Raw genomic sequence first — 12905 nt, 5'->3', positions numbered from 1 at the left:
CCCCTTATTAAATCCTGTAATTCGTTTTTTGTATCAGCTTTCCATCTACCCATACTGCAGTAATAACAGGGAAATCCGGCTCAATCTTTTCAATAATGAGGATATCCGCCTTTTTCCCTTCCTTGATAGAGCCAAATTCTCCATCCATATTAACTGCTTTTGCAGGATGTAGGGTGACCAGCTTAAACATGTCCGCCAGATTTTTTCCGCCTTGGCCGGCTAGTTGAAACACCGCGTGAAGCATTGCTGCCGGGTAATAATCACTGCAAAGAATATCAATGCATTCATGCTGAACAGCTTCCGCTGCAGAGAGGTTTCCGCTGTGCGAGCCGCCAAGAATTACATTAGGTGCACCGGCAACAGTGAATAGACCCTTCTCCTTTGCTTTCTTTGCAATTTCCAATGTAATCGGGAACTCACTGATTGCTGTGCCAAAGCTTTCAACCAAATCCAGTTTTTCCAGCGAGTCATCATCATGAGAAGCAATGGCAATGTTTCGATCCTTGGCCATCTGGGCAATTTCCTTAATTCCCTCTATGGTCATTATTGGTTTCGTTTGATGATTGGCGATAATCTGTTCGATGCCTTCATCGGTTAGATCGTCATAGCCTCTGATTGTCTTCTTGTATACCTCCAGATCCCTGTATTGCCCTTGCCCTGGTGTGTGATCCATGAATGAAATCAAGTGGACTTTTTCCTCTGTAATATAGCGCTTCAAATTGTCCGTCTCATCGAGATTATCGATCTCAAATCTGGCGTGAAACCGGTGCCGCACCAAATGCTTGCTTTTATGGGTTTGGTCAATCAGATCAATTAATTTTTGAACGTTCTCCGGTTCACGGATAGGGCGGTATTTATAATCGGCAGACTTGAATATCGACAGCGAATGAAACATAGTCGTGATACCATGAGAAATCAGTTCTTTCTCGGTTTCTATGAGACTGAGACGAAAATCGAATAGTGAGGTTGGCCTCGGCGCGGTCATATGTTCGATGTAATCGGAATGAATATCGATGAATCCAGGGGAAACGTACCCTCCGCCTGCATCGATCACTTCCATCTTGCTATCCAGCATGATTTCACCCCGTCGGGCAATTTTCTCTATTCTGTCTCCTTTTACCAAGAGGTCGAATCCTTCAAGTAGTGTTTCTTCCGTAATAATGATTCCATTGGTTATTAGATACATGTGGATAGCCTCCATCTATTGAATGAATGAACTAGAACTCCGGTGAATAAGTAGTGTAGAGGGCGGAATCGTTCTTGAGAAGCGTCAACGTTCGCCCTTGTCACCGAATTTCAACCAATAAAGCGTCATACATACAAGAAATTCGGGGACAACAGGGATCGGAAGAATGATCCGCTATCGCAGCAGGCAATTCACCGGGCTTCTAGAGCAATGAATGAACCAATTGCTGTGTATATCGATGCTGCGGATCCTCGAGAATTTGGTCGGTCAGGCCTTGTTCTACCACTCGGCCATCCAGCATCACCATCGTCCGATCAGCCATCATACGGATCACACCGAGATCATGGGAAACTAACAGCATGCTGATTTTCAATTCCTTCTGCAGATGCTTAATCAAGTCGAGTACATTAGCTTGTACAGATAAATCGAGTCCCGTAGTCACTTCATCCAGTAAAAGAATCGGGGGGTTGTTGGACAACGCCTTGGCTATTTGGACTCTCTGCTGCATGCCGCCGGAGAAATTCTTCGGTGCTTCCTTCATCCGGTACACGGGAATGTGAACCCGATTCAGCAGCTCACTCGCTCTGGATTCCATCGTTCCTACATTCCGGTTCCCGGCTGCGATCATTTTCTCCGCAATGTTGCCAATAGAGGAAAACCTCATCCTTAGGCCCTGCACCGGATTCTGATACACTTTGCCCATCAGGTGATTTCGGATGTATCTTTTTTGTTGCGAGGATTCATCAAACAAATTGCTTCCGCCCTCTTTATAGGGTTGAAGGTAGGCCTCGCCACCGCTCACTTCCTGATCGAAGTAGAGGCATTGCATCAACGTAGATTTGCCGCTTCCGCTTTCACCGACGATTCCTAGCACCTCTCCGGGATACAGGTCAAACTTAATATTTTGACAGGAATAGACGGTGCCACAGGAAGGACAGTAGTTTTTGTCCAGTTTACGGTCTTCCTCGTTGCTGCATCGGTCACAGCCACTTCCGAAGTGTTTATTCAAATTATTCACGGTCAGAATTGGTGCTGAATACTCACCCATCTTTATGTCACCCCCTTAGATAGACTGCTGATTTAATCGGGTTAAGCAGTAACTGGTATCGTTGCACTGGTAGTAAGTGGCTTCGGCTTCCGGATCATACAGCTCATCTATAAATACATCCTGTGCCCCACATAGTTTACATTTTTGGTTAGGGAAGGATTCGACTTGAAAAGGTACATCATCAAATGAAAGGGAGACGACCTTGGTGTAAGGAGGAACCGCATAAATTTTCTTCTCCCGACCGGCGCCTAACAGAATCAAAGCTTCTGAGCTGTCCAGCTTAGGATTATCGAACTTGGGTATGGGACTTGGAGCCATGATATATCGGTCATGTACCATTACTGGATGGTCGGCTCCGGTCGCTACATTACGATACTTCATAATTTGTTCAAACAGCATAAGCCACGCACCGCTGTAATCTTTTTCTCCATGCAGCCTTTTGGTTTCCAGCTCGCTCGATTCATACATCCGCAAAGGCTCAGGCATCGGAACCTGCAGAACCAGAATTTGACCAGGCTGCAGAGGAACCTCAGGTATACGGTGTCTCGATTGAATGAGGGTGGCTTCCGACGTTTCGTCTAAGGTTTCTACACCCGTTGTTTTGTGAATCAGCTTCTTGATGCTTACTGCGTTAACCGACTCATCCGAGCCTTGGTCGATAACTTTGAGCCTATCCTTTTTACCGATCAAAGATAGGGTGAGCTGAAGACCGCCGGTTCCCCAACCACGGGCGATTGGCATCTCTCTGGATGCGAACGGGACTTGATATCCCGGAATGGAAATGGCTTTCAGCGTCGCTCTGCGGATCTCCCTCTTGGAACCTTCATCAAAAAAAGCAAAGTTGTATTGGATATGCATATGCGTTACTCCTCCTCAGTTTCCTCGAGTTGGTCTTGCCTTGTCTTGCGCACATCGTTCAGCTTCGATTGGAAGGTGACGTAATGCGGCATTTTCAAGTGAGAAATAAACCCTGTCGATTCCACTGAGTCGATATGATAGAGAACGAATTCTTCATTTTGGGTGGGAATGGATTTGTCGCCTCTTTCCAAGCTTTTGTCCAGAATGCTCATGGCAATGGCTTTGGTTTCATTTTGTCCGTAGCAAAGCCCGTAGCCGAATTCCAATTCGAGCTCTTCCCTGCCCTTTTCTTTTTCCACGGTTACCGGGACCAGCATCTCCACTTCCGTTACTTTGATTTCACCTATATAATAAGCATCCTCTACGTCCTCGGAGGGTGATAACGGGTTGTCGATATAGATTGGCATCTGGCCGACACGAAGTTCTCCTACTGTAGGATGAACCATACCGTAACCGCGAATGACCGCATAACCCAGGGAGGTTACAGTTCCGGTCTGTCCTCTTGTCAAAATTTGAAGCTTCTGGCTCCGGCTGGCGGGAAAAGTCAAGCTCTTCCTGGTGACATCGTCCGGTTCAGATGGGTCCGTAGGGCAATCGGAGATGAGTCCTTCATTCCTCAAGTAATCCAGCACCTTGGGCAAGCGGCCCAAATCAATATCGTTATTTCCATCTGAACTAGATGTATCCCGATCGCCTTCATCCTCAAGTTCAAATGCCTCTAACCAATCGCTTATCGCTTTTTCTGTTTCTTCAATGAGGTCGAAATCAAGCAAACGATGGGAATAATCATTGGATGGACCTAGAATTTGGCCCCCGGGTATATCTTTAAAGCTGGCAGAGATTCTTCGTTCAACCCGCATTTCTTCGGAATGTACGGTTCTGGAATAGTGCATTCTCGGTAACGTGGACCTGTAGGCCCTAAGCAAAAAGACTGCTTCTTCCGGATTTCCCTCTGCCTGCTTGATGGCGAGAGCTGCGAGAGATTCGCTGTACAAGCTGCTCTCCGACATGACCTGGTCGATAAGACCTCTCATTCCACCCTCAATCGTTTTAACTTCCAGCACGGTATTTTGTTTTATTCTTTCGTATTGAATTCGTTTCAACGATTCCTCAATAGCCGTTGTTCCGCCTTTTACCGCTACGTAACCCATTACTGCTCCTCCTTTCTAACCTGAGTGGTTCTCGGCAAACAAAAGAGGTGATGACTGGCATCGATGAAAATCAAATCCAGACCTAACGGATACTCTGCGTTTCTTTCAGCCCGAATCTCCATCCAATCATCCTTCGTTTTCACTTGAGCCAAGACGGAATCCTGAATGCCCGGGCCGGTTAATTTAAACTCAGCATCACTGGATATACCATCCGTTTCCACGATAAGTGTTGCGGAGTGGTGAGGATCGATCAAGTCTCCGATTTTCGCCGTTTCCAGGGCAAGTGCTAAATCACCGGGCGCTGCATCGCTTAGAACAAAGATATAGTCCGCCTGATCTGTCTCCGCTGTTTTGGCATATGTTAACTGGTTGAACAAATGGGTCACGTGCGCTTCACGTTCAGAAACCACCTTGAAGCTGACCTCCGTATCAAGCAGCATCAAAGCCAACAGCTGGCTGGCCGGCAAACAAATGGTATCTGTATCCAGGTTGTTCGCTTCCTCAGAAAGATCCGCAATCCTTCCCGGTCTCGACATCGAGTCGAGCAATTTTCTATAAGCAGTCTGTATATCATGAACCAGGTCCAGCTTCATCAGGTCCGCTCCTCTCAATCCGTATCCATCGTTTCAAAATTCACTTTGGTCCTTAATACCTTCTGATGGAATGCTTTCCGCTCTGCCGCTATCCGGTCGGCCTCTGACTGAAGGATGGCTTGCCATGTCTCGGTTTCACTCAAATCGGCTCCATACGCTGCATCGACCACGGCTAGGTCGTAAGCTCTATCCGGTTCATCACCTTTGATGATTCCGACGCCCATAGCTCCTCCGATCTTGACCTTACATTCCGTAACTAGCACCTCACCCAGATAGAACAGACTTTTTTGCGCGGTTTCTCTTACTTGAACCATCACGAGTCCATACTTAGGCTCCTGTATCATTTCGATTTCGTACCGACTCTTTATGACTTGAGACAACTCAGAAGCAATCTTACTTGATCCGTTAATCAAAACTTCCGTTCTTTGTTTTCGCTTCATATCCGGGCCTCGTTTCTCCAGTGATCAATTCCCAAAACCAACTCTACCTTGTTGCCAAGTCAGCGGATATTAAGATTAAGTTAAATTACATAGGTGAAATAGTCAGCTCTATACAGAATCTTGCTGTATTCCAGCGTCCTGCCCGAAGCACTGTCCAAACATTCGGACTCTAGGACCAACAGAGGAATCAGGCTGGAGCAAGATAGCAGCTCCCTTTCGTATTTAGAAGGGTATATCACGCTTAACAACGTTTGTGTGGATTGAAATTCGGTAAAGCCTTGACTCTTATAGAACTCGAACATCGAAGTGATTTCTCTCCCGGTCCACTCGATTTCAGTGAACATCGATTCTGCGACATAAGAAATATGCAAGGCAATCGGTTGACCTTCGATAATGCGTAATCTGCCTACTTTAAAAACTCTGTCTTGTTCTTCCGCTCTCAGGGATTGGTAAATTTTGTTATTATAATCGATAGGTTCACAAAAAATGTTTTTTGATTGATAATCATAGCCCTGTTCAATCATTTTTTGGCTGAAGCTCACATGACCGGACAAGATCAAAGGAATACGTTGGTGTCTATCTTGTACAAAGCTGCCTTTTCCTTGTTTGGAATAAACGTAACCTAGCTCCTGAAGCCTTTCGTAAGCTTTACGTGCAGTCATCCGCGGGACTCTGAACAGGTCGGCAAGTTCATTCTCTGATGGCAATTTATCGTCGGGGTCGTACTTCCCCCGTTGAATCTCTTCGATCAGGTGATCCATGATATCGATCTCTTCCGACATTTCGATCCGCCTCCTACACTGGTATCAGCCGTATTTTTTGATGAAGCTTTGGATATCGTTTAATTCAAGGAAACGTTCCTCCAGAAGCTCGCGAGGCCAGTCCCACCAAGCAATTTGCAATAAGCTGTCGACAATCTTCCGGGGGAACCTCGTTTTGATCGGTTTGGCAGGAACCCCTGCGACTACCATATAGGGTTCTACATCCTTCGTAACTACAGAACCTGAGCCGATGACAGCACCGCTTCCTATACGGACACCTTTCATTACGATAGCACCGTGCCCGATCCAGACATCATGGCCGACTGTAACACGGTTTTCGCGTCGCCAGTTGAAAATATCATCATCGTCAGTATCGGCAAATCCGAAAATCGTCCTGCGATATGTCATGTGATGCTGGGACACCCGGTCCATCGGATGATTGACGGGATTCAAGCAGACATGAGATGCAATGGAAGTAAACTTCCCAACCTCCGTATAGTTGATCGTCACTTCCTCCATCGTGTACGTGTAGCTTCCGATTCGGGATTCGATTATCGAATTTCCCGGGCCTATAGAGGCCCATTCCCCGGCAAAGCTGTTCTCAATGTGGCTGCTTTCGTGAATTCTCGGCTCAACCGAAAGTCTGACGCTGGCGTGTGTCTGGTGGATTGAGTACATGACCAATAGCTCCTTTCTGCAAAAAGTAATTAGTTTCCAACGATAGCATCTTTCCGCGCTTTAATAGCTTTCACTATTTCTAAGCCTGGACTCTTGCTGCCTAGTTCAACTTCTTTCTCTCCATAAAAGCCGTGGAAATCGGAACCTCCGGTCATCAATAAGTCATATTTCAAGGCGTATTCCTGTGCAATTGCTTCATCTTTTGGCCCATGCAGTGGATGCCATACTTCGATTCCCTGAAGACCGCTTTCCACAAGTTCCGGTACGGCTTCGAAATTCCCATATTGCCCTGGATGAGCGAGTACCGGTACACCTCCTGCTTGTAGAACTGCATGAATGGCTGCCTTAGCTTCGACATATTCCATTGGGATATAAGCAATTCCCGGGTTCTCTCCGTTTTGGCCTCTAGAAAACAGCTTTTTATATAGATCTCCATAAATAGTAGTGGTATAGCCTTGCTCGATTAGGGCATGCATAATGTGCTGCTTGTAAATACCTGTGCCCCCTACGGCAAACTTCTCCACATCTTCTAAGGTGATGAAATATCCGGCTTCTATCAGCTTGTGCACCATAGTAAGGCAGCCTTGATGTCGCCTCTCCAGGATCGGACCGCATATGGCTTCAATTGTGGGATTACCCGGATCAATGTAGTAGCCTAGAATGTGAACTCTTGTGTTTCTTTTAAAATCATAGGCAGAAATTTCGATCCCGGGAATGATTTCCACTCCGGATTTGCCGCCAGTGATCATCATATTTTCCAAACCCTTTGTCGTATCATGATTCGTGATGGCCAGATGGCTAACATTCTCTCTTAATGCCAATTGGATAATTTCATCAAAAGTAAAAGAACCATCGGATAAATTCGTATGGCAATGTAGTTCAACTTTCATGATGAACCTCCTAAATTTTATTCATATCACTGTAAGGGTCTATTTGGTTTTATAACTATGGATCTAGTCTAACTTGGTGCCAAGTAAGAATGGTTAATGCAGTGTAAAGTGAATATTAATAAATTGTAAGAGTCCGGATCACATTACCGTCTGTAGTAGAGGTTTAAAGGTAGGATGGTAATTCAGCAGCTTTGACGAAAATCGTTAGGCTAGCCATGCAGGATGATGGGCAAAAAAAAGAGACCCGCCAACGGGTCTTCAGACTGTTGTTAAAGTCTAGCTAAGAAAAATGCCTTACGGTGTCCTTTTCTTTAAACGGGAGGAACACGAGCTTCAAAGGTAGGTTGCATACCCGAGCAGTCACAGGAGGTGACGACCAGGGCGCTTACGCTCCTCCCTCCACACCGTTCTACTCCGTGCTTTGCGCCGCTTCCTTACTCCACTAAGCCGGTCTTCGAGCCGTTATTGAAAGCCATGAACTCCTCTGCAGTGTTCCATGTACGTACAGTTAGCTTCACTATACTTTAGCGAAGAGATCACCTGCACATAACATTAAACAACACGCCAGTACTCCATTCACGTAAGTGAAGGGCAATGCGGAAGTAATTGTTCCTTTATCGCCTGAAAAGTCCAAAAATCAGAGTGATACGGGAACAGCCAGTTCCGTTATTGCTCTGTTTTTGTGCATAATTGCTCCATTCGGCCAACATAACGGAATTCCCACTTCCGCTATCACCCTAGATTAGAGGCGGCAGACGGAATAGCGGAACTCTCAGTTCCGTATAAAATCCCCTTGAGCTCATCGCCGCTATCCCTTTAAAAATCCCCTTGATCCATAACAGGTTATAAGCCTTCTACTTTTTCAGTTAGAGCTAATATATCCCCTCGATCACCATAATTACATATTCTTAAATACTCTCCATAAACACGGGATCGGCCCTTTTCAAGGTTCATCCAATTGTTTCTTGTTATCAAATCGTTATTATACGACGTATCAAAAACATACGGTACTAACTCCAAACCATGAGGTAAATATTTGGCTAAGGTACGATATTGACGGCCGGCCCCATGTGCTTTGCAAATAAACAACAGGCTTTTTATCGTGTTAAAATCGAACACATCTTTCGCGAATTTTACGTTTTCAAGCGTGTTTCTTGAGTGATCCTCATACACTATATCCTTCTCCGGGATGCCAGCTTGAATGATTCTGGATACAATCACATGGGATTCCGGTATACTATCCTCTTCCCATTCAGGATGTCTGACGGCAGTTGGACTGACTCCTCCTGACACAATAATGGTTTTTCCAAGATCAGCCTGGTATGCTTCAATTGTTTTTTCCCAATGACCTGGATGTGTCCCACCAAATACAAAAATGGCATCACAGGGAACAGGCTCCTGTTGTTTGAGAAAAACAATTTCTGTTAATTCATTCATTTGTTGCCGAGTCAGATTTGGAACCTCGGGATCCTTTGGGAATTGTGGCTTTTTATACATAAAATCCACCCTCATCTATTCAATTTCTTCAAATTAGATTTCCAAGCACATTTTCAATTCAATATCATAATTCATTATAGGATTGAATTCCTTTATTTAACATATTTACTTACTGATAAGTAAATGATGCTTCCCTGAGTGGGGAGAAAATTCATTCAGGGGGCAGCTTCACGAATAGAAAATTTTAAGGAACAATAGTCACCGTAAATTTTTCAATTGCATCCGGTTTATTCCATTCAAGCCTTGCATTTAGAAACTTTTGATCGAATAAAATTATCTGTATGAACTCTTTATAGTAATTTGGTACCAACTCATTATCACTCAAGCTATTTAATTCAACCCATCGAGGGATATGTTTTTCAGGCTCTTTTGTTATTAGTGTACCTTGGACATGATCTGACGAATAGAAGAATGTTACCGAATGACCGTTATTCCCATGATTAATATACGAAACTACACCTTTTAAAATCGGATTTTCAATGGTTAATCCGGTTTCCTCGTCCATTTCTCTAATACATGCTTCCTCCAAAGTCTCATGTAATTCAACGCCACCTCCTGGGGGTGTTAATTGTTTGAAATTGAAGTAACTAGGAATTAATTTTTCCAAAAGAACAATTTTCTCATCTTTTAATGCGATACATGCAACCCGGACCCTTATTGTCATTCCAAAATTCTCCTCTTATTTCAAAATTAATACCCGCGACAGGCAATCGCAGTAAGCGTTTCCAATTCAACCTTGACTACAGCACCTTATTTCGATGGCTTTTATCCCGAATGAACAAAATACCTGATACAAGGTATAGAACTGAAGTCATTCCAAACAAAATAAATATACTCGGAGTCATGGCGGTATAGAGGCTTGAAGGATTTTTGATAACGGACCCTAATAGCGCCACACATGCTGGAGCGAAAAGTGTAAATAATGTATTAATTAAAACGTCATTGTCAACACGTTCATGAGTGTATGGATTGTAAAAAGTAAATATAAACCAAAGGATCATTGAACCAGCTGAAGCTGATAACCCAATAAGCTTAGTTATTTTCATTTTCCATTCCCCTCCTTAACCCAAGGGTTATTCCAATGTCTATTCTAAGGGTGCATTTTAGCAGCATCCGATTCAGTACTACCCCGCTCTGTGCGCGGAAGCAAGCTCTTCCACTTTAATTTCCTTTAGGGAACTGCCGAGGATTAAAATTGTTTCTGTAATTCCATTATATTGAGTTCATTAAAACTAAAAAATATTAGGTCAGAACCGTCCATATTTTCCTTCACATGACTCAATCCCTTAAATCCAAGACACTTCATATTAGCTTTCTTAGCGGCAATTTTCCCGTTTTCTGAGTCTTCAATTACCAAACATTCGACAGGTTCAACACCAAGCTTTTCGCTCGCCAACAGGAATATCTGAGGGTCTGGTTTAGAAGCCACTACATCTTCGTCACAGACGATTACATCAAAAAGTGTATGAAGCCCAAACAGGTTAATCACAGCATCCATTCTTTTTTTAGAAGCGCTAGTGGCTAAAGCGGTCTTTACTTGATTTCTTTTGATGTCATATAGAAATTCTTTTACTCCTGAAACAGGTTCCATAAATTTGTAGAGTTCAATTTCCCTGTCTTGGTTGTAGCTCTCGATCAATAAAGAAATCTCATGTGGCAGGCTAAATTGTTCTTTCACCTTTGTCCAAAATTGCTTAGAACTTAGACTACCCCAGGTCTTGATCTCTTCAATGGTTAAGTTGCAACCAAATGTATTAGCTGTCTCACATAAAAGCTGATAAGCAACCGAGTGAGAATCGATAATGACGCCATCCATATCAAAAATGATCCCTTTAATCATGGTTTCCTCGTTGATTATCCACCGTATCCGCTTTGTACAACTTAAACCAAACTGGCCCTAGCCAAGAATCAATTCGATACCAGTTTTGCCATTCTTCTTTGACCACCACGGTTTGAGCAGACACACTTGAGCCTGTTTCCAAGCCGTCCGGATATCGCATCAGTGGCGTGAGATTCGACAATTCCATTTCCTTATAAACTTCCGTTACCCCATCCAAAAAAGGATATCTAGGACGAATCCATTTGTCACCGGACTTCGTTTCGATCAAATAATGAGAATCCCACTTTGCTTTTGTCGTTACAATCTGAGGCGCTAATTTTCCACCGGACGGCTCTGAAAGCAGAGGATCGTTATATAACGTTTCAATCCGGCCAAGATCGAGTTTTGTCACGAGCGGCTGCGGATTCCCCCGTAAGGCCTTGTTGGGCACAATAGATAGATCGCCTAACCATGTGGAGATTAAGTAAATCGGCACTAAATATCCTTGGCCATGTCCCCAGCGAACCTCTCCCGTCTTCAGTATTTTCACCGTCTGTGGGCCCAACATCCCGACCTTTTTGCGTTGATCATCATACAAATCAGTATCTTCCAGCAAAGTAATCGTATTCTCACCTGGATGAGGAAGCGCTAAGACGGTAGATTCCGCATAAGCAGCGTTTATCTTCCATTCACCACTTATACACAAAAAACAGGTGATTACTAGTGCTAGCACCACTTTTGTCCGCAACGTTTGCTGCACCTCCATTTCCTTACTTTCATATCTAGTCCCGTCAATAATACCACACCAAATAGAATGAAATCGTCTAAAGCAGCAGTTGCATTTTACACCCTAATTACTTTGGAGCTTTATTTTATCTAAGATGGATCTCACAAATTCCGTTTTATCATTTGCATATTTATGCTTATTGTTGCTATTTACCAATGATAAATTCTGTTTAAGGTTTTCGTATTGAACCCTTGCCTCATCGTTAATTCTTAAATAATCTCTGAATGCTAATTGCTCCAGCAAATATCTATTATCACTCTGATATATATGTATCTGGTGTGTTCTTGGCTCACCTTTGTTAAAATAATGTCTATCTGGTAATAGGTCTGGTCCTTTATAGGTATAACCAAGCTTCTCTAGGGGGGCCATACAATCTGTTCCATCTTGAAATGACTGAATCACAATAGCAATATCAATAATGGGCTTTGCACTTAAATTTTTGATTGAGGTACTGCCAATATGATGGACAGATAAAATCTTATTTCCTATTAATTCTACAATCCTCTCTTTTTCTAACAAAAACTCCTTTTCCCACTCCACAGTCCAAGGAATTAAAAACACTTCTCCTTTAGGCAATCCAAGCATCGCAAGCCCCCCCAATTTAACAGGAATAAGATGTTGCTACCCATCCATTTTATAACAATTTGATGAATATGTGGATACATTATTACTATTGCAACATTCTGCCTGTACCTCGGTTTAGCACAATACCTGATTGCCGTTTCGGTCGGTAGTTACGACATTCCTTACCAAGATAAAGCCCGAAGGACTGCGCGACTGTGGTAAGTCGGTGCAGTATCTGTCTGACTGACTCCCCCTCCTAAAATTGTCTCGGGACTATTAAACAAATTCTGTAGACTAACAAATTGCTTATGTCTTTTTAAATAATCATAAAAGAAATTACACAAATAAAAAGGCTAAACCTCAAAATCAGTACTGGTCTCCCTCCGACCACTAGTCCTCACAAAATCCTGCAAAAACGCAGCTATTTTCCTACAGAAATGGCTGTAGAGAGAACAAACCTGCAAAAGTACATCAATTTTCATGGAAAACGCTCCGATTCAGCTAAGAATGAAAAAATAAATGCACATTAAGTCAATTTCATAATTCGAACCCCTTGCTACGACTGGTTTTTTTCGCACACAAAAAAGGAGTACCTCCCCACAATCTCGAAGTTTATGGTTCCCCAACCAAATA

15 protein-coding genes are annotated in these 12905 nt (G+C 43.5%); all 15 read right to left on the bottom strand.

What is annotated here, in order from left to right; translation table 11 throughout:
- Positions 1–7: 7 nt before the first annotated feature.
- Entirely contained in the window at positions 8–1186 is a 1179-nt protein-coding gene (gene phnM / locus ACFQ0C_RS34315; RefSeq protein WP_379373704.1) for a phosphonate metabolism protein PhnM, read from the bottom strand.
- A gap of 202 nt (positions 1187–1388) precedes the next feature.
- Positions 1389–2234 carry an ATP-binding cassette domain-containing protein gene (locus tag ACFQ0C_RS34310; RefSeq protein WP_379373702.1) on the bottom strand — a complete coding sequence of 282 codons (846 nt, stop codon included), beginning with the start codon at positions 2232–2234 and terminating at the stop codon, positions 1389–1391.
- A gap of 15 nt (positions 2235–2249) precedes the next feature.
- Positions 2250–3092: an alpha-D-ribose 1-methylphosphonate 5-phosphate C-P-lyase PhnJ gene (locus ACFQ0C_RS34305; RefSeq protein ID WP_379373700.1), complete on the bottom strand. Its 843-nt coding sequence runs from the start codon at positions 3090–3092 to the stop codon at positions 2250–2252.
- A gap of 5 nt (positions 3093–3097) precedes the next feature.
- The gene (locus ACFQ0C_RS34300; RefSeq protein ID WP_379373698.1) at positions 3098–4243 is read right to left on the bottom strand and encodes a carbon-phosphorus lyase complex subunit PhnI; all 1146 of its coding nucleotides are present in this window, start codon (positions 4241–4243) and stop codon (positions 3098–3100) included.
- Positions 4243–4836 (bottom strand): phosphonate C-P lyase system protein PhnH, encoded by a 594-nt coding sequence (gene phnH, locus ACFQ0C_RS34295; RefSeq protein WP_379373696.1) that lies wholly within the window; start codon positions 4834–4836, stop codon positions 4243–4245. The genes ACFQ0C_RS34300 and phnH overlap by 1 nt, the downstream gene beginning before the upstream one ends.
- 14 nt (positions 4837–4850) lie before the next feature.
- The gene (gene phnG, locus ACFQ0C_RS34290) at positions 4851–5276 is read right to left on the bottom strand and encodes a phosphonate C-P lyase system protein PhnG (protein ID WP_379373694.1); all 426 of its coding nucleotides are present in this window, start codon (positions 5274–5276) and stop codon (positions 4851–4853) included.
- 80 nt (positions 5277–5356) lie between these two features.
- Positions 5357–6058, bottom strand: coding sequence for a GntR family transcriptional regulator (locus ACFQ0C_RS34285; protein ID WP_379373692.1), 702 nt, complete (start codon positions 6056–6058; stop codon positions 5357–5359).
- A gap of 24 nt (positions 6059–6082) precedes the next feature.
- Entirely contained in the window at positions 6083–6715 is a 633-nt protein-coding gene (locus ACFQ0C_RS34280; protein ID WP_379373690.1) for a DapH/DapD/GlmU-related protein, read from the bottom strand.
- Between the two features lie 29 nt (positions 6716–6744).
- Positions 6745–7605, bottom strand: coding sequence for a PHP domain-containing protein (locus ACFQ0C_RS34275; protein ID WP_379373688.1), 861 nt, complete (start codon positions 7603–7605; stop codon positions 6745–6747).
- A gap of 843 nt (positions 7606–8448) precedes the next feature.
- Complete coding sequence (locus ACFQ0C_RS34270; protein WP_379373686.1) at positions 8449–9102, bottom strand: YdcF family protein; 654 nt, start codon at positions 9100–9102, stop codon at positions 8449–8451.
- 184 nt (positions 9103–9286) lie between these two features.
- On the bottom strand, positions 9287–9766 hold the full coding sequence (locus tag ACFQ0C_RS34265; RefSeq protein WP_379373684.1) for an NUDIX domain-containing protein: 480 nt from the start codon (positions 9764–9766) through the stop codon (positions 9287–9289).
- Between the two features lie 76 nt (positions 9767–9842).
- Entirely contained in the window at positions 9843–10148 is a 306-nt protein-coding gene (locus tag ACFQ0C_RS34260; RefSeq protein WP_379373682.1) for a hypothetical protein, read from the bottom strand.
- 143 nt (positions 10149–10291) lie between these two features.
- Positions 10292–10942, bottom strand: a complete 651-nt coding sequence (locus ACFQ0C_RS34255) for an HAD family hydrolase (protein WP_379373680.1) — start codon at positions 10940–10942, stop codon at positions 10292–10294.
- Entirely contained in the window at positions 10935–11669 is a 735-nt protein-coding gene (locus tag ACFQ0C_RS34250; protein WP_379373678.1) for a hypothetical protein, read from the bottom strand. Before ACFQ0C_RS34250 ends, ACFQ0C_RS34255 begins: the two co-directional genes overlap by 8 nt.
- A 102-nt stretch (positions 11670–11771) precedes the next feature.
- A complete protein-coding gene (locus tag ACFQ0C_RS34245; RefSeq protein ID WP_379373676.1) occupies positions 11772–12293 on the bottom strand; it encodes a GrpB family protein in 522 nt (173 codons plus the stop codon).
- Positions 12294–12905 lie beyond the last annotated feature (612 nt).

This window comes from Paenibacillus sp. GCM10027630 (assembly GCF_042676305.1).
Classification (GTDB): domain Bacteria; phylum Bacillota; class Bacilli; order Paenibacillales; family NBRC-103111; genus Paenibacillus_S.
Note: the sequence above shows the minus strand (reverse complement) of the source record. Positions and strands in the feature narration are given on the sequence as shown.